Origin of the sequence: Embleya sp. NPDC005971 (assembly GCF_040629175.1) — a bacterium.
In the GTDB taxonomy this organism is placed as follows: domain Bacteria; phylum Actinomycetota; class Actinomycetes; order Streptomycetales; family Streptomycetaceae; genus Embleya.
In genome coordinates this window covers 22,446-39,350 of record NZ_JBEXUX010000050.1, presented here as the reverse complement: position 1 = coordinate 39,350, position 16,905 = coordinate 22,446, and the positions used below count along the sequence as shown (strand labels likewise).

The 16,905-nt window shown below is 73.5% G+C and carries 16 protein-coding genes; 5 read left to right on the top strand and 11 right to left on the bottom strand.

Annotated features, from left to right (window positions below):
- Window positions 1–2: 2 nt before the first annotated feature.
- From ABZ374_RS33930 to ABZ374_RS33920, 3 genes are all read right to left on the bottom strand, one after another.
- Window positions 3–848 (bottom strand): polyprenol monophosphomannose synthase, encoded by an 846-nt coding sequence (locus ABZ374_RS33930; protein ID WP_360318566.1) that lies wholly within the window; start codon window positions 846–848, stop codon window positions 3–5.
- Window positions 845–2,605 carry an apolipoprotein N-acyltransferase gene (gene lnt, locus ABZ374_RS33925; protein ID WP_360318564.1) on the bottom strand — a complete coding sequence of 587 codons (1,761 nt, stop codon included), beginning with the start codon at window positions 2,603–2,605 and terminating at the stop codon, window positions 845–847. Before lnt ends, ABZ374_RS33930 begins: the two co-directional genes overlap by 4 nt.
- Before the next feature lie 788 nt (window positions 2,606–3,393).
- Window positions 3,394–4,881 carry a PLP-dependent aminotransferase family protein gene (locus tag ABZ374_RS33920; protein ID WP_360318561.1) on the bottom strand — a complete coding sequence of 496 codons (1,488 nt, stop codon included), beginning with the start codon at window positions 4,879–4,881 and terminating at the stop codon, window positions 3,394–3,396.
- A gap of 168 nt (window positions 4,882–5,049) precedes the next feature.
- On the opposite strand from ABZ374_RS33920, the gene ABZ374_RS33915 reads away from it, so the two are divergent.
- Window positions 5,050–5,658 carry a hypothetical protein gene (locus tag ABZ374_RS33915; protein WP_360318677.1) on the top strand — a complete coding sequence of 203 codons (609 nt, stop codon included), beginning with the start codon at window positions 5,050–5,052 and terminating at the stop codon, window positions 5,656–5,658.
- 34 nt (window positions 5,659–5,692) lie between these two features.
- Here ABZ374_RS33915 and ABZ374_RS33910 read toward each other — a convergent pair whose 3' ends face one another.
- Window positions 5,693–7,315 carry an amidohydrolase family protein gene (locus tag ABZ374_RS33910; RefSeq protein ID WP_360318559.1) on the bottom strand — a complete coding sequence of 541 codons (1,623 nt, stop codon included), beginning with the start codon at window positions 7,313–7,315 and terminating at the stop codon, window positions 5,693–5,695.
- A 144-nt stretch (window positions 7,316–7,459) separates the two neighbouring features.
- Window positions 7,460–7,900 (bottom strand): Lrp/AsnC family transcriptional regulator, encoded by a 441-nt coding sequence (locus ABZ374_RS33905; protein ID WP_360318556.1) that lies wholly within the window; start codon window positions 7,898–7,900, stop codon window positions 7,460–7,462.
- Between the two features lie 74 nt (window positions 7,901–7,974).
- Here ABZ374_RS33905 and ABZ374_RS33900 point away from each other — a divergent pair, with 74 nt between their 5' ends.
- Window positions 7,975–8,910 carry a tyrosine-type recombinase/integrase gene (locus ABZ374_RS33900; RefSeq protein WP_360318553.1) on the top strand — a complete coding sequence of 312 codons (936 nt, stop codon included), beginning with the start codon at window positions 7,975–7,977 and terminating at the stop codon, window positions 8,908–8,910.
- Window positions 8,911–9,093: 183 nt separating this feature from the next.
- Complete coding sequence (locus tag ABZ374_RS33895) at window positions 9,094–9,471, top strand: hypothetical protein (protein WP_360318551.1); 378 nt, start codon at window positions 9,094–9,096, stop codon at window positions 9,469–9,471.
- Window positions 9,472–9,493: 22 nt separating this feature from the next.
- On the opposite strand, the gene ABZ374_RS33890 is transcribed toward ABZ374_RS33895, so the two are convergent.
- A complete protein-coding gene (locus ABZ374_RS33890; RefSeq protein ID WP_360318549.1) occupies window positions 9,494–10,015 on the bottom strand; it encodes a GNAT family N-acetyltransferase in 522 nt (173 codons plus the stop codon).
- Between the two features lie 218 nt (window positions 10,016–10,233).
- Between ABZ374_RS33890 and ABZ374_RS33885 the strand changes: the two genes are divergently transcribed.
- On the top strand, window positions 10,234–11,136 hold the full coding sequence (locus tag ABZ374_RS33885; protein ID WP_360318546.1) for a nitroreductase/quinone reductase family protein: 903 nt from the start codon (window positions 10,234–10,236) through the stop codon (window positions 11,134–11,136).
- A 28-nt stretch (window positions 11,137–11,164) separates the two neighbouring features.
- Here ABZ374_RS33885 and ABZ374_RS33880 read toward each other — a convergent pair whose 3' ends face one another.
- Window positions 11,165–11,656 (bottom strand): MarR family winged helix-turn-helix transcriptional regulator, encoded by a 492-nt coding sequence (locus ABZ374_RS33880; RefSeq protein ID WP_360318544.1) that lies wholly within the window; start codon window positions 11,654–11,656, stop codon window positions 11,165–11,167.
- A gap of 113 nt (window positions 11,657–11,769) precedes the next feature.
- Here ABZ374_RS33880 and ABZ374_RS33875 point away from each other — a divergent pair, with 113 nt between their 5' ends.
- Window positions 11,770–12,099 (top strand): hypothetical protein, encoded by a 330-nt coding sequence (locus tag ABZ374_RS33875; RefSeq protein WP_360318542.1) that lies wholly within the window; start codon window positions 11,770–11,772, stop codon window positions 12,097–12,099.
- 6 nt (window positions 12,100–12,105) lie between these two features.
- On the opposite strand, the gene ABZ374_RS33870 is transcribed toward ABZ374_RS33875, so the two are convergent.
- The 4 genes from ABZ374_RS33870 to ABZ374_RS33855 all read right to left on the bottom strand — a co-directional run bounded on the left by ABZ374_RS33870 (window position 12,106) and on the right by ABZ374_RS33855 (window position 16,853).
- Window positions 12,106–13,254: an acyl-CoA dehydrogenase family protein gene (locus tag ABZ374_RS33870; protein ID WP_360318540.1), complete on the bottom strand. Its 1,149-nt coding sequence runs from the start codon at window positions 13,252–13,254 to the stop codon at window positions 12,106–12,108.
- A gap of 208 nt (window positions 13,255–13,462) precedes the next feature.
- On the bottom strand, window positions 13,463–14,578 hold the full coding sequence (locus ABZ374_RS33865; protein ID WP_360318538.1) for a Xaa-Pro peptidase family protein: 1,116 nt from the start codon (window positions 14,576–14,578) through the stop codon (window positions 13,463–13,465).
- Window positions 14,579–14,626: 48 nt separating this feature from the next.
- Entirely contained in the window at window positions 14,627–15,484 is an 858-nt protein-coding gene (locus tag ABZ374_RS33860) for a DUF3050 domain-containing protein (RefSeq protein WP_360318536.1), read from the bottom strand.
- Window positions 15,485–15,743: 259 nt separating this feature from the next.
- Window positions 15,744–16,853, bottom strand: a complete 1,110-nt coding sequence (locus ABZ374_RS33855; protein ID WP_360318534.1) for a CaiB/BaiF CoA-transferase family protein — start codon at window positions 16,851–16,853, stop codon at window positions 15,744–15,746.
- Window positions 16,854–16,905: the final 52 nt, after the last annotated feature.

Here is a 16,905-nt window from a genome sequence, read left to right as displayed (position 1 = left end):
GATCACGTCCTCGGCGGGGTGGTACCGGTGCCGCCGGCGCTCCCGGTGTCGCCGGCGCCCTCGGGGTGGGCGGCGGCGGTCTCGGGGGTGCTCTCGTTCGGGTACTTGCCGACCTTGCGGCCCACACCCCACGCGGTGACCCGCCACAGCGCCTCGGCGACGATCGAGTTGCTCATCTTGCTGTTGCCGCGCTCGCGCTCGATGAAGGTGATCGGCACCTCCAGGACGCGGTAGCCCTTGCGGATCGCCCGCCAGGCCAGGTCCACCTGGAAGCAGTAGCCCTGCGAGGCGACCTCGTCCAGGCCGATGCCGAGCAGGGTGTCCCGGCGGAAGGCGCGGAAGCCGCCGGTGACGTCGTGGATGTCGACGCCGAGCATCAGCCGCGAGTAGGTGCTGCCGCCCTTGGAGATGAGCTTGCGGTGTCCGGGCCAGTTGACCGCGCCGCCGCCGGGGACCCAGCGCGAGCCGAGCACCAGGTCCGCGTCGCGCACCGCTTCGAGCAGGCGCGGCAGTTGCTCGGGCTGGTGCGAGCCGTCGGCGTCCATCTCCACCAGGATGTCGTAGCCGCGGTCGATGCCCCAGCGGAAGCCCGCGATGTAGGCGGCGCCCAGGCCCTCCTTGCCGGCCCGGTGCATCACCTGGATGTGCGGGTCGTGCTCGGCGAGCGTGTCGGCGATGTCGCCGGTGCCGTCGGGGCTGTTGTCGTCGGCGATGAGCACGTCGACGTCGGGCACGGCGGCGCGCAGCCGGGCGACGATCGGCTCGATGTTCTCCGATTCGTTGTAGGTGGGGATGATGACGAGCACCTTGCCGAGGTCGGCGAAGCTGGTCTGCTCGCTGTCGGTCACATCATCTCCTTGATGGCGTTGGCGTCGGCGAGGCTGTCGACGCCGGCGTCGGCGGGGGTCGGCGGGATGCCGGGGGTGGTGATCGGGGGCTTGCGCCGACGGCGGAGAATGCCGTACGCGCAGGCGAGAAGACCGACGATAGCCAGGATCCACTCGGGAGCCGAACCGAGTCGCGTGGCCAGGGTGCGGTCGTCGCGCAGCGGAACGTCCATGACCAGGGTGTCGGCGGTGAATTCGCGGGTGCGTTCGACCACTTTTCCGTCCGGCATGACGATCGCGCTGATCCCGGAGGTGGCCGCGATCAGCACCGCGCGGCCGTGCTCGATCGCGCGCAGCCTGGACATCGCGAGTTGTTGCTCGGGCTGTCCGCTGCGGCCGTAGGTGGCGTTGTTGGTCTGCACGACCAGGACTCGGCCGCCGTGCGTGACCGCTTCGCGGGTGACGTTGTCGTAGGCGATCTCGAAGCAGATCACGTCGCCGATCCGGGCCGGGCCCAGTTGCATGACGCCGACGGTCTTGCCGGGGTAGAAGTCGCGCGGGACGCGTTCGAGCCGGCTGATGAACTTGGTGAGCAGTTCGCGCATCGGGATGTATTCGCCGAACGGCACCGGGTGGCGCTTGGTGTAGGAGGCGCCGGGGCCGGTGACCGGGTCCCACACGATGCCCTGGTTCTGGATGTGCGTGGCGTCGGGGCCGGCGACCAGGACGCCGGTGAGCACGGGCACGCCGATGTCCTTGACCGCGCCGTCGATGAGCGCGTACGCGTCGCGTTCCTCGAACGGGTTGAGGTCGGAGGAGTTCTCCGGCCAGATCACCAGTTCGGGCTTCTTGACCTTGCCGGCGCGCACGTCGGCGGCCAGCTTGTGGGTCTGCCGGACGTGGTTGTCCAGGACGGCGCGCCGTTGGCCGAGGAAGTCCAGGCCGGTGCGCGGGACGTTGCCCTGGACGACCGCGATGGTCGCGCTGTCGGGGCCGGCGGCGTCGCCCCCGGTGGGTATCGGAACGGCGTAGGCGCTCGCGGGGACGGCGATCGCCAGGCCGATGGCGCCCAGGGCCAGCGGGAGGGCGTTGCGCGGCGTACCGGCGCTCTGCGCGGGCTCGGCGGCCGAGGCGTCGCTACGACCCGCGTAGAGCCCGTACAGGCGCAGCGCGGCCCAGCCGAGCAGCGCGCCGGAGAGGGCGACGGCGAAGGTCACCCCGGGGGCGCCGGCGAGCGCGGCGATCGGGGTGAACGGCGTCGCGGTGTTGGCGAACGCCAGCCGGCCCCACGGGAAGCCGCCGAACGGGACGCGGTCGCGCACCAGTTCCTCGGCGACCCACAGGCACGCGGTCCACAGCGGCCACAGTCGCAGTCGGCCGATCAGGGTCAGCGCGGCGGCCAACGCGCCGATGTACAGCGCCTGCACCACGGACAACACGATCCACGCGTCCGGCCCCACCACGCGCAGCCACTTGAGCAGCCACAACATGAACGGCAGGCCGAACAGCAGGCCGTAGCCGAAGCCGGTGCGGGTGCGTTGTCCGTGCACCGCGACGCTGAGCGCGCTCACCGCCAGGATGCTCAGCGGCCACAGGTCGTACGGCGGGAACGCGAGGGCGAGCAGCAGGCCGCTGACGAGTGCGGTGACCGGGCGGGCGGGGCGCCGGTAGATGCTCACGGCGGTCGCGCGGGTGCGGCGCAGCCGCTGTTTGCGAGCGGGTGCCGGCGCCGTGGGCGGGCTGCCCGCGGGCGCTGTGGTGCTGTCGAGCTGCGGCACCGTGGGGCCCCCTCGTCGGGTCGTTGCGATCGCTGCTGCCGCGCGCGGCACGGAGTTGCGCCGGTCGGGTGATGCAGTGACGTTACAACGTTCGAGGTGGGAATTCGGTTTCGGCTCGTGCTCGGCGGTGGGGTGGTGGCGGCGGGAGCTCGGTCGCCCTTCGGGCCGGCCCCGGACCGGCTGGCTGTCGGTCGCGGTGGTCGTTGTCTACTGGGCGACCGGGCTCTGCCGCGGTCTCACCTTCCGGCACGGGGTGTGCTCGCGTCCGGCGGGGCGGCTGCACGGGTGCCGCTCTGCCGTTCGTGGCCGCGTGGGGCGGCCTCCCGGGCGCGTGTCACGTCGGTTCCGGACCTGGCGCCCGGTGGCTGTGCCACCTGTGGCCCGGAGGCGTGCGCGTGCTCGGGGAGGGTGTTCTCCTGCCGGTCGTCCTACGGTGGACCGGGTCGAACGTACTGGTCGATACGGGCGCGGTGTCAACATCGCACTGACCTGCACGGATACGGTATCGGCGCAGGTCAGCGGCCAGGGTGGTGCGGCACTGGTGTGGGTGGTATGCGCCCGCCGGGTGGCGCAATCGCTCCCCTAATGGGTCTTGTCGAGGCTTCCGTACCCCTGGGTCGAATCGCTCGCGCGGCGATCGGGCCCGGGGCGGGGCGGCGGCGATGTCGGCGTGTCGCGCGCGTTGCGGGCTCCCATGGTGTTGTACACGGCTCGGGGCCCACCGCGCGAGCGAGCACCCGGGGTGCGTTCACCCACATCGGTCAGTGCGGCCGGGATCGGCCGCCGACTCAGGCCAGGCAGGCGGCTCCGGACAGGCCCGTGTAGGCGCTCGGCCGACTGCGTTCGGTCTCGCCCACGGCGGCCGCCAATCGGCGGATCGCCTCGGTCAGCGTCGCCGGGTCGTGCGCGTAGGGCAGCCGCACGTGGTGCTCGAAGGTGCCGTCCGTGCCGAAGTGGGTGCCCGCCGCGATCCGTACGCCGTGCCGGGCCGCGGCCTCGGCCAGGGTCAGGCTGGAGGTGCCGTCGGTGCGCACCCACAGGGACAGGCCGCCGACCGGCATCGCGAACGTCCAGTCGGGCAACCGGTCGGCGAGCGCGTCGGCGAGGGCACCCCGGGCGGCGCGCAGCGCGGGCAGCCGGCTCTCCAGGATGGCGTCCTCGTGGTCGGTGATCAGGTGGTGGGTGACCAGTTGGTCCAGCACGGGCGCGCCGACGTCGAAGGACGCGCGGGTGGCCGCGATCCGCCGGACCAGGTCCGGGGTGGCCCGGATCCAGCCGATGCGCAGGCCGCCCCAGAAGGTCTTCGAGGTGGACCCGATGGTGACCACGTTGTTGGTCCGGTCGAAGCCGGCCATCGGCAGCGGTCGGTCCACCGGGTCGATGTCCAGGGCCAGGTCGAAGCACGTCTCGTCGACGATCAGCGTGGTCCCGGTGTTGCGGGCCAGGTCCACCAGGGTGCGGCGGACACCGGCGTCGGCGAGGTGGCCGGTCGGGTTCTGGTAGTCCGGGATCAGGTAGGCCAGCCGGGGCGCGGCCGTGCGCAGCGTGTCGCGCCAGGTCTGCACGTCCCAGCCGGTGTCCGTCATCGGCACCGGGACCAGCCGGTTCCCGGCCTGCCGGATGGCGTCGAGCACGTTGGCGTAGGTGGGCGATTCCACCGCGACCCGGTCGCCGGGGCCGGCCAGGGTGCGCAGCACCAGGGTGACCGCGGCCAGCGCGCCGGGGGTGACCAGGATCTGGTCCGGCGTGGTGGGCACGCCGCGGCGGGTGTAGCGCTGGGCCAGTGTGTCGCGCAGGACCGGCAGGCCGCCGGGCAGGTAGCCGTGGCCGGTGGTGTAGGTGGGCAGCGAGTCGGTGGCGTCGGCGACGGCTTGGTGCAGGGCTCGGCCGGGGCCGGGCAGGGCCGCGACGCCGAGGTCGATCACGCCGGTGGTGGTGCTCGGGCTCAGCCCTCGGGTGGGGATCTCGGTGTGCGTGCCGGGCAGGGTGGTCCAACTGCCGGAGCCGCGGCGGCTGGTCAGGTAGCCGTCGGTGCGCAGGAGTTCGTAGGCGGCGGCGACCGTGGTGCGGCTGATGCCCAATCGGTCGGCGAGGCCGCGTTCGGCGGGCAGGCGGGCGGTCAGCGGGATCCGGCCGTCCAGGAGCAGCGCGCGGATGCGCTCGGCGAGCGTGCGGTACGCCGGGCCGGTGCGCGCCGCGGACTGGGTGGTGGTGGTCCACGGGTGCAGGAGGTCGGCGAGGCGGGTGCTGCTGACGGTCAGGTGAGGCGCGCTCATCAGTCCACTCCTGTCGAATTGGCTATGGATCCGTGATCCGGTGTGAGCGATTGTTTCACCGTTGGCTCTTTATTGGCAGTCAGGTGAAGAACGAGGTGCACGGTGGCTTGGTCGTGGGTCCGGCGATTGCTCCAGTTGTACGCGGGGCTCACGTTGTACGGGTTCAGCATGGCGTTGATGATCCGGGCCGAGTTGGGCCTGGACCCGTGGGACGTCTTCCACCAGGGCCTCGCGGAGCGCACCGGCTGGAGCTTCGGCGCGGTGACGATCGTGGTCGGCGCCGCGGTGTTGCTCCTGTGGTGGCCGATGCGACAACGCCCGGGCCTGGGCACGGTGAGCAACGTGTTCGTCATCGGCCTCGCCGTGGACGCTTCCCTGCACTGGCTGCCCGCCCCGGACGCCCTGGCTTGGCAATTGGCCTTCCTGGTCTCCGGAGTGGTGCTGAACGCGATAGCCGGCGGCGCCTACATCGGTGCCCGGCTGGGTCCGGGCCCCCGCGACGGCCTGATGACCGGCCTGGTCCGCATCACCGGCCGCTCGGTCCGCCTGATCCGCACCGCCATCGAGGTGACCGTCCTGGCGGTCGGCTTCCTCCTGGGCGGGTCACTGGGTCTGGGCACCGTGCTGTACGCCCTGACCATCGGTCCCCTGGTCCAGGTCTTCCTCCCCCTGCTGACCGTCCCCGAACAACGGTCGGTGCACTCGCCGGTCGCCGCCGGGGAACCGGGCCGGGCGGGCGGGGCCGCCCCGGTGGCGGAGCAGCCCCACTTCGGCTGACCCCGGCCCGTCGGCGCCCCCGGCCCGCCCCGGTTCACTCCTGCCCGAGGCTCCCCTCCGCGGCAAACACCGTCGTGCCCCGCACCGCGGTCCGCAGACACTGCGGCAGCGGCAGATCCGGACCCAGGTCCGGCAGTCCGGGAGTGCCCGACCGCGGGTCGGTGGACCACCCGGACAGCCGACCGTCCGGCGCCTGAACGACCAACTCCGTGGTGTCCCACACCGCGTAGGTGGCGGGTGCGCCCGGAACCAGCACGCCGACGTCGTCCCGGCCGGCCGCCCGGTGCCCGCCTCGGGTGTGCGCGGCGAACGCGGCGCGCACGCTGATGCGTTGCTCGGGCGTGCGGTGGAACGCGGCGGCCCGCACGGTGCCCCACGGGTCGAGCGGGGTCACCGGCGCGTCCGAGCCGAACGCGAGCGGTACGCCGGCGGCGCTGAGCGCGGCCAACGGGTTCATCCAGGCGGCGCGTTCGGCGCCCAGGCGGCGGGCGTACATGCCGTCCAGGCCGCCCCACGCGGCGTCGAAGGCGGGCTGTACGGAGGCGGTCAGGCCCAGTTCGGCGAAGGCCGCGACGGCTTGGGCGTCGAGCAGTTCGGCGTGTTCGACCCGGTGCCGCAGCGCTCGGAAGGCCGCGCCGTGCGGGCCCTGGATCAGCTCCCGGGCGGCGTCGGTGACCGCGCCGATCGCGGCGTCGCCGATGGCGTGGAAGCCGGCCTGAACGCCGGCCCGGGTGCACGCGGACAGGTGCGCGGCGACCTGCTCGACCACGAGGTGGGTCAGGCCGGTGCCGGCGCCCGGGTCGTCGAGGTAGGGCGCGTGCAGGCACGCGGTGTGCGAGCCGAGCGAGCCGTCGACGAACAGGTCGCCGCCGAGGCCGTGCGCGCCCAGGTCGGCGCGCAGCGCGCGGGCGTGCTCGGGGTCGTCGGCGAGCGCGCCCCAGTAGCCGACCACATCCGGGCCGGCCTCGTCCCGGGCCAGCCCCAGCAGCGCCCGGAAGTCGGCCTCGCCGGCGATCTCCGGCCCGCCGCACTCGTGCACCGTGCCGATGCCCAGCGCCGCCGCCCGGGCCCGCGCGACCCGCTGTGCGTCGAGCCGGTCGGCCGGGGTCAGCGCGGCGTTGGCGGCGGCCCGCGCCGCGTGGTGCACGGCGCCGATCAACGGCGCGTCGCCGTGCTCGCCCGGGACCAGCGCGAGCAACGCGGGCGAACACGCGGCGGAGTGCACGTCGGTGCGGGAGAGGTAGACGGTGGCACCACCGGTGGCCCGGTCCAATTCGGCCGGGGTGGGCGGGCGTCCCTCCGGCCAGCCTGTGTCGTCCCAGCCGTGGCCGAGCAACACGTGGCCCGTGCCGTACAGTCCGCGCCGTTTGGCGTGGTCCTCCAGCGCGGCGAGCGTGTAGGCCAACGACGGCGCGCCGGTCAGGTCGAGCCCGGTCAGTGCCAGGCCGGTGGCGGTGGCGTGCACGTGCGCGTCCACGAACGCGGGCGTCACCAGCGCGCCCGCGAGGTCGAGCACCGCGTCGACCGCGTCGACGTGGGCCGCGGCGGCCCCCTCGGCGCCGATCCAGGCGATGGTGTCGTTCTCGACGACCATGGCGGTCGCGAAGGGATCGGCCGGACTGTGCACCGCGCCGTTGCGCAGGAGAAGCGTGGTCATGACTCCAGTGTGGCCCGCCCCGAGCGAACCCCCGGCCGGAGGTCACCCCTTCGGGGGTGTGACGCGCGCCGCGCCCACTCCGGGGATCGGGCGCGGGGCGGCACGGTGCGACCGACGTCGCACCCGTGCCGCGGCGTCGGCGGTTCAGAACCGGGGCGCGCGCGCCTCGTACGGGGTGGACAGCACCACCGTCGTGCGGGTGGACACGCCCGCCTGGAGCCGGATCCGGGCCAACAACGTCTCCAGGTCCCCCGGCGTCGGCACCCGGACCTTGAGGATGTAGCTCTCGTCCCCGGCCACGCTGTGACACGCCTCCAGTTCCTCCAGGTCCGCCAATCGCTCCGGCGCGTCGTCGGGCGCACTGGGGTCGATGGGTTTGACGGAGATGAACGCGGTCAACGGCAGGCCGATGGCCTCGGTGTCGACCACGGCGGCGTAGCCGCGGATGATGCCGCGCTGTTCGAGTCGGCGCACCCGTTGGTGTGCGGCCGAGGTGGACAGGCCGGTGGCCCTGCCCAGGTCGGTGTAGCTCATCCGCCCGTCTTGCAGGAGCAGTTTGACGATCTGTCGGTCGAGGTCCTCCACACGATGAACCTAGGGCATCGGGGTGGGGTGTGGCGTCCCGGTGCCGCGTCGGTGGCCGTCGTTACAGTGCCCCCATGGCCGCCCAGGACCGTGCCCCAGCGCTCGACCAGCTCGACCGTGCCCTGCTTCGGGTCACCGCGCGGGCCGACACTTCGGCCGCGCGGGCTCGGCAACTGCGTTGGGTGGTGGGCGAGTTGCGCCGCGCGCTGGTCCAGGAGGGGTTCCCGACCGAGGCCCGCGGCTCGCTCGCGGCGCTGTTGTCGGCCGATCCGATGCGGCGCTATCTGGACCTCGCGCAGAGCGGTCGACTGCGTACTCGTGCGGCCGCGGGGACCGGCGTCTCCACCACCGCGAGCATGCGGGTGCGGATGGACTGCCTGGAGATCCTGGCCCGGGCGGGTTCGGTGCCGGTCGTGCTTCCGGAGCGACCGGCGATGCCCGAGCTCAAGCCGCCGGTGGGCGCCCGGCAGCGGTCGCTGATGCTGGACTGGCTGACCGCGCACGCCGAGCGCGGCGGTGGCGACCCGGGTCGAATCCGGCTGTTCGCGCTGATCGGAGTGGTCCTGGACACCGGCGCGCGGGTCGGCGAGTTGTGCGCGCTGCGGCTCACCGACCTGGATCCGGACGAACGCACGGTGCGGATCGTGCGGCGCCCGCAGGCGCGCTCGGTCAATCCGGCGATCGTCGAGGTGCTGCCGCTGTCCGGCCCCACCCGGGCCGCGCTGGGCCGCTGGTTGGACGCTCGCGAGGAACTGGTGCGACACGTGCAGGGATCGGTCGACGCCGTGTGGGTGTCGGTCCGGGGCAACCACTCCGGGGTGCCGGATCGGGAGGGCAACTCCCGGCGCCGGCCCGCCGGGATGCCGCTGATGCCGCGTGGCCTCGCGCGGGCGTACACGCGCACGGTGGTGCAGTTGAACGTGGACATGGCCGGGCGGCCGGGTTGGGAGCCGGTGCCGTATCGGCTGGAGCAGTTGCGCCGGGCGGTGGACGCCGCGCCGCAGGAGTAGCGCCGGTCCCGGCCCGACGCGACGCGACGGGAGGGCGCGGAAGCCCCGAACGGCGGGAGGATTGGGGACGATTCCCGCATCGTGTCGATTGGGCTCGGATGGGTACTGCAACGTTCCGGTCGGGCGCACTATCGTCGGCGGAGCGCGCCGTCATCACGGCGCTGTGGCGACAGGGGGAGCCCCATGAGTATCGCCGTAGACGCGCCCGCGGGCGGTCGACCGCGGGTTCTCGTCGAGGACTTCGACGACGCGTTCGAGTTCGGCCTGGAGGTGGACCCGACCGCCGTCGCCGGCGTCCGCCGGGCGTGCCCGCAGTGCGGCGTGGTGCTGGTCGTGGTCGGCGCCGACGACGCGTCGGTGGTGCCGGACCACGCGGTGTGCCCCAGTGCGCGGGACCCGTTCGGGATTCGTGCCTGTCCGGGGTCGGGCGCGGTGTTCGCGGACCCGGCCGATCGGGCCGCCGTCCCGCCGCCGGCGCCGGCGGTGTCGCCTCCGCCCGTGGTCGCGGTGCTCCCGGCGGGCCTGGACTGGCGGGCCCAGCCGTTCTCGCACACCGGGTGAGCCGGCGGGTGCGCCCGTCCCGTCACCCGGTCGCGGTCAACCGCATCCGGACATAGTCGCCCCCGGCGGGTCCCGGCCGGTGTTCGCCGCTCGGGGACCAGCCGTGGCGGGCGTAGAAGGCCATCGCCCGCTCGTTGCGCCGCCACGCCTCCACGCGTCCCTCGGACAGCCGCTCCCGGTCCAGGAAGCGCACGAACTCGGCATGTAGCGCGGTGCCGATGCCCTGTCCCCAGCATTGCGGCGACACATGGATCTGGTACAGCTCGCCGGCCGACCCGGTTATCCGGCCCATCGCCGCGACGCCCACCACCCGGTCGCCGGCGATCGCGCACACCACCGTGCGGGCGTCGGTGTCCACCGCCCGCCGCCACGCGTCCCGGCGGCTCGCGAGCGGGTCCGGGTGGGTCGGGTCCTCGATTTCGTGCTCGGCCGCTCCCCCCGTCCGGTAGTAGGCGGCGCGGGCGCGGGTGTGCAGGTCGACGATCGCGTCCAGGTCGTCGGGCCGCGCGGGGCGCAGGCGGGCGGCCGGCTGGGATGGCGTCATGGCTGACGAGACGTCCGCCGGGCTCGGACGGTTCCGCGCGCGAGGCCGCCGCGTGGGGTCCGCCCATGCGCTGAAGTGGCCCGGCCGGCAGGCGTGTTCGGTGTGCGGCGGGATCCCGCACGGGCGTTGACAGTGCTTCGGGGCGATGACTAGCCTGCAAATAGATTTGCTTTCAAAGCAAAGATATATGTGTTCTCGACTGCAAAGGGCCGACTCCCGTGAAGAACGACACGAACGCCCGGGTCATCGCCGACTTCCGGGCCCACAACGGTCGTGTGGGCGGCATGTTCGAAGGTGTGCCCCTGGTGCTGATCACCACCGCCGGGCGGCGCACCGGCCGCCCGCACACCCACCCGGTGGTCGCGCTGCGCGACGGCGCGCGGCAGGTGATCTTCGGCTCGAACGGGGGCGCGCCCCGGGATCCGCAGTGGTACCTCAATCTGCTCGCCAACCCCCAGGTGACGATGGAGATCGGCACCGAGGACGGCCGGGTCAAGCCGTTCGCCACCCGAGCCGTCCCGCTCACCGGTGACGAGCGCGCGCACCTGTGGGACCTCCAGTGCACCCGGGACCCGGCGTTTCGCGGCTACGCCGCCGCGACCGCCCGCACCATCCCGGTGGTCGCGCTGCACCCCCTCGACCTGTCCGGCGACCCGACGCGCGGCCGGCTGATCGGCGAGCAACTGGTGCGCCACCACGCGGACCTGCGGGCCGAGATCGAGCGGGTCCGGGAGCGGCTCGAACAGGTCCTCGCCGGCACCGCACAGCCGGCCGACCCCGACCGGCCGGACACCGACCCGGCCGAGCAACTGCGCCGGCACTGCCTGACCTTCTGCTGGTCGCTGCGCCTGCACCACACCCGCGAGGACGGCGCGTTCTCGGCCTTCGAGCGCGAATTCCCGCACCTGGTCCCGGCGATCGAGCGGCTGCGTGCGGAGCACGCCCTGGTCGAACGCGCCCTGGTCGACTTCGAGGCCATCCTGGACCGGGCCGCCGCGCAGGAGGCCGGCACCCGGGCGACGGCGCGGCGGCTGCGCGCCGAGTTCGAACGGGTGCTGGCGGGCCTGGAGGAGCACTTCGCGTACGAGGAGGCCCACCTGCTGCCCGCACTGGGCGGGTAGCGGCCGGCGGTTCGCCCACGGGCGCGAGTCACTCCGGCTCGCGCACGGCCCCGTTCTCGTAGGCGCCCATCGTCCGCACAAAGATCGCCCGCTGCTCCGGCGAGAGCGGGTCGAAGGCTCGGCGCCAGGCGTCGGCGCCGTTGGCGAGCCAGTTCTCGATCGCCGTCCGGGTCTGCGGATCCTCGGTGATCGCCACGATCGACCGGCGCCGGTCGACGGGATCGGTGTGCCGCTCCAGGACGCCCTGCCGACCCAGGTCGCTGACCATGAGGCTGACCGTGGTCGGCGCCACCTCCAGCCGCGCGGCCAGTTGATTGACCGACAGCGGGCCGTCGAAGAGCAGATAGGCCAGCAACGACAGGTGCCGCGGGGCCAGGTTCATCGAGCGCAATCGCTCGGGGATCCGGGTGCGCTTGAGCCGCGCGGCCACCCTCGGCATCAGCAACAACATCGCCCGGATCGCCTCGTCCGTGCTCAGCCCGTCCTCGGCATCGGCGCCCGCGACGCGCTCCGTCGTCATGCCCGCCGCCTCCTCGCCCTCGACCCGTTCGCGCTTCGGGTACGCAGCGCGACTCCCCGAATCCCGCAACCGTACCCGACCCCGCCACCGGCCCCCGAAAGGCACAAACCGCCATGCCCACCCCCGCTCCCCCGCCGACCGCGTACTCTCCGCACCGCTGGGCCGCGTTCGCGCCGACCCTGTCCGCGCCCCTCGTGGACCCGGTCGACGCGAGCGTGCTCAAGGTCGCGCTGCCCGCGCCGCGCGCGGAGTTGCCCGCGTCGAGCACCCGGCTCGAATGGGCGATCGCCGGCTACCCGCTCACCTTCGCGGCGGGCCTGCTCACCGGCGCGCGTCCGGGCGATCGGCCGGGCCGCCTGCGGGTGTTCCGGATCGGCCTGGCCGCGTTCACCCTCGCCTGGGCCCTGGCCGGCGCGGCCGGTTCAGCGGCCGCGCGGCGCTGATCGCGCTCAGCCGTTGCGGAGCAGGTCCCGAGCGATGACCATGCGTTGGATCTGGTTGGTGCCCTCGACGATCTGGAGGCATTTGGCCTCGCGCAGGTAGCGCTCCGCCGGGAAGTCGGTGGTGTAGCCGTAGCCGCCGAGGATCTGCACCGCGTCGATGGTCACCCGCATCGCGGCGTCGGTGCAGAACAGCTTGGCCATCGCCGCCTGGCGGCCGAACGGCAGGCCCGCGTCGCGCAGTCGGGCCGCGGACAGGTAGAGCGCCCGGCCCGCCTCGATCGCGGTGGCCATGTCCGCGAGCATGAAGCGGATGCCCTGCTTGTCGGCGATCGGGCCACCGAACTGCGAGCGGTTCTTGGCGTAGTCGCTCGCCAACTCCAGCGCGGCCTGGGCCACTCCGGTGGCACAGGCGGCAATGCCCAGCCGGCCGCAGTCGAGCGCGGCGAGCGCGATCGGGAAGCCCTGGCCCTCCGCGCCGATCCGGCGGCGCTCCGACACCCGGGCGCCGTCCAGGTGGATCTGCGCGGTGGGCGAGGAGCGCATCCCCATCTTGTGCTCGGGCGCGGCGGCGGCCAGGCCCGCCGTCCCGGCGTCGACCAGGAACGCGCTGATCCCGCGCGAACCCTCCGCCGAGGTACGGGCCAGCACGGTGTAGAAGTCGGCCACGCCGCCGTGGGTGATCCACGCCTTGGTGCCGGTGAGGGTGTACCCGTCGGCGTCGGCCACCGCCTTGGTGCTCAGTGCCGCCGCGTCCGAGCCCGAGTGCGGCTCGGACAGGCAGTACGCGCCGAGCAGGTCGCCGGACAACATCGCGGGCAGGTGCTCGGCCCGCTGCTCGGCCGTGCCGAACGTGGCGAGCGGATGGCAGGCGAGGGTGTGTACCGAGACCCCGAGGCCGATCGCCAGCCACCCGGCGGCCAGTTCCTCCAACACCTGCAGATAGACCTCGTACGGCTGCGCGCCGCCGCCGTATTCCTCGGCGTAGGGCAGCGACAGCAGTCCGGCGGCGCCCAGGAGTTCGAACAACTCGCGCGGGAAGCGCCCGGCGGCCTCGTCGGCGGCGGCCCGGGGGGCGATCTCGCGAGCGGTGATCTCCCGGGTGAGATCGAGCAGGGCACGGGACTCGTCGGTGGGCAACGTGCGCGTGACGGACATGGGAACGTCCTTCCGTGCGGTCCGGAGGTGGCCGGACCCGGCGGAGACCGGCGGCGGCGAACCGGGTGGGGTTCGCCCCCCGGCCGTTGCGCACGATCGTACGGCGACCCACCCGCGCCGGCCCGGCACCGACGCGGCCGTGCCGACGCCCGTCGCGGCGGTCGACCCGCGCCGGCCGCGGGCCGGGCGGGTCGACCGCCGCACCCGGCTACAACACGACCAGGCCGTGCGGGCGCAGGTTCATCGGGTCGCCGGCTTCCTCGCCGCAGACCACGATGTCCTCGATCCGGGCGCCGTGCGTGCCCGGGAGGTAGATCCCGGGCTCGATCGAGAACGCCATGCCCGGCTCCAGGGGCAGGCTGTTGCCCGCGACGATGTACGGCTCCTCGTGGCTCTCCAGGCCGATGCCGTGGCCGGTGCGGTGGATGAAGTACTCGCCGTAGCCCGCCTCGGTGATGATGTCGCGGCCGACCGCGTCGAGCGCCTCGCAGGTCAACCCCGGTCGCACCGCGGCCAGTTGGGCGGCCTGGGCGCGCTCCAGCACGTCGTAGTAGCGGCGGAACTCGGCGGGCGGCTCGCCGATGCTGTAGGTGCGGGTCTCGTCCGAGCAGTAGCCGTCCTCGGTGGTGCCGCCGATGTCGACCACGACCACGTCGCCGGTCTCGATCACCCGGTCGGACAGCTCGTGGTGCGGACTCGCGGCGTTCGGGCCGGACCCGACGATCACGAAGTCCACTCGGACGTGGCCCTCGGCGATGATCGCGTCGGCGATGTCCGCGCCGACCTCGCGCTCGGTACGGCCGGCCCGGAGCCAGTCGCCCACCCGGGCGTGCACCCGGTCGATCGCGGCGCCGGCCCGGCGCAGCGCGGCCACCTCGGCGGCGGACTTGCGCATCCGCAGCTCGCGCAACACGTCGCCGGCGAGCGACTGTTCGGCGGCGGGCAGGGCGGCGCGGAAGGCGAGCACCTTCTCCGCCCACATGTGGTTGTCCAGGCCGACCCGGGTCACGCCCGCGGGCAGTCGGTCGGCGATCAGCGCGTACGGGTCGTCGGTCTCGGCCCAGCCGACCACGTCGATGCCGAGCGCTCCCGCGGGTGACGCGAGGGCGGCGGGCTTCTCGAGGCCGGGTACGACCAGGAAGGGATCGGCGCCGACGGGCACCACCAGGCAGGTCAGGCGCTCCAGCGGGAGTGCCTCGTAGCCGGTGAGATAGCGCAGGTCGGCGCCGGGCGAGATGAGCAGGGCGTCCAGTCCCGCGTCGGCTGCTGCCTTCTGGGCGCGGCCGAGGCGGTCTGTGGGGTAGAGGGCTGCGTCGTGGGTCACGCGCCCAACATATGACACGTCACACGGCTCCGGGCGGTCGGAACCGGATCAGCAGGCCGCAGAACGATTCGCGTCGATCGCCGCGCGGACCGCGTCCCACAGGTCGGCGCGGGCGCGCAGCGAGACGGTGACGGTGCCGGCGCTCTCCCGCCACGCACGGGCCGGGTCGGCGGTGGCGGCGCACAGTTGGTCGAGCAGCCGCAGCGCCATCGGGCCGTGCTCGTCGCCGTCCACCTCGATGTGCCGGGCCAGGTATTCGCCGAACACCGCGAGCCGGCCCTCGTACCCGTCGTCCAGCGCGGTGAGGTGATCGAACATGCGCGGGATGAGTTCCTCGCGGCCGAGCGCGAAGGACGCGGCGATGCAGTGCAGCGGGGCGTGTTCGACCACCTGCCAGGTTCGCGTCACGAACGCGGCGGCACCGGCGGGCGCGCCGCACGCGGCGACCGCCTCGGGCACCGGGACCGCGTCGACGAGCAGGCCCAGGAAACGGCGGGCCGGGCGGGTGTCGGCGCCGGCGGCGTCCATCGCGGCGAGGTAGAGCTCGAAGTGGCTGAGCGGGCCCAGCGAGGTGGTGTCGCTCTCCTCGCCGAGCACGATCTCGTTGACCATGCGCCGGATCTCCGCGTCCCCGCGCGGCACCCAGGGGATCTCGACGCAGGTCAGGCGCCGTTGCAGGCTCTTGAGCAGGGACATGAAGTCCCAGACGGCGAACACGTGATGCTCCATGAACACCCGGATCGCGGTGATGTCGGTGAGATCCCGGTAGACCGTGTGGCGGAGCACGCGCTGCCGTACCGGAGCGGTCTCGCCGAGCAGCCGCGCGATGTGATCGTCGGTGGGGGTTGCGCGGGGGCGCGGGAGGGAGGCCCCGTCGAGGGGGCTGGTGAGTGCGGTGGTGTCCATGGTTCCTCGCGTGGGTCGGCAGCAGCGGCTACCGATGGTAGAGAGATCGCTACGCGGTGAAACATTTGTTGCGGAATTTCGGGCACGGGTCGATGGGGCGTGCCATGATTCGCTGTTGCGGTCCGGCTTGGGGTGGGCCGGGGGGGGTGGCTTGGGCGGGGGTTTCCGCCCGCACCACCCGCTGCCTTGCGGGCCGATGTGGCCGGGGTGCCACGGGTCGCCGAGCGGGGCCTCGCGGCCCCGCGCGAGGCTTGTCGGGTCAGGTGCCCTGGGTCAGGTTCTTGGCTTCTTCCGGGGCGAGACCCCAGGCTTCGAGGATCGCGGGGTCGATGCGGTCCGAGGCGACGCCGGCGGTCGACGGGGTGTCGGACAGGCGCGGCGCGGGGGCGGGTTGCAGCATGCCGTCGGGGCGGACGAAGGTCTCCCGGGCCCGGTTGTGCGGGTGCTCGGCGGCCTCCTCCCAGGTCAGCACCGGCGTCACGCACGCGTCCAGCGGCTCGAAGAGCGCCGCCCACTCGTCCCGGGTGCGACCGGCGATCACCGCGGCGAACCGCTCGCGCAGGAGCGGCCAGCCGGCCCGGTCCATCTGCTCCGGGAGTTCCTCGTCGGCGAGCCCGAGTCCGGCCAACAGCAGGGCGTAGAACTGCGGTTCGATCGCACCGACGGCGAGGTGCCGGCCGTCGGCGGTGGTGTACACGTCGTAGAAGGGCGCACCGGTGTCGAGCAGGTTGCTCCCCGGCTCGCCCGCCCAGCCGCCGAGCCCGCGCATGCCGTGGATGAACGCGCTGAGCAGCGCCGAGCCGTCCGTCATCGCCGCGTCGACGACCTGGCCGCGTCCGGACGTGCGCGCGGCCACGAGCGCGGCGAGGATGCCGAACGCGCAGAACATCGCACCGCCGCCGTAGTCCCCGACCAGGTTCAGCGGCGGCACCGGGCGCTCGCCGGTGCGCGCGAAGGAGTGCAACACCCCGGAGATGGAGATGTAGTTGATGTCGTGCCCGGCCCGCGGCGCGAGCGGCCCGTGTTGCCCCCAGCCGGTCATCCGGGCGTAGACGAGGGCGGGGTTGCGCTCCAGACAGACGTCCGGCCCCAGGCCGAGCCGCTCGGCGACACCCGGGCGGAAGCCCTCGACGAGCACGTCGGCGCCGGCGATCAGGCGCAGCACCGAGTCCCGCGCGGCCGGATCCTTGAGGTCGACCTCCAGCGTGCCCAGCCGCCCGCGCCCGACCACCATCGAGGGCATCGTCGCGCCGCCGGGCCGATCGACCCGAACGATCTCGGCGCCCGCGTCGGCCAACATCATTCCGACGAACGGTCCGGGTCCGATCCCGGCCAGCTCGACCACCTTGACGCCATCCAGCGCACCCATGCCCACTCCCCACACCACGCCGTGCCCGAATATCGTGCACAGTCAAGCAGAC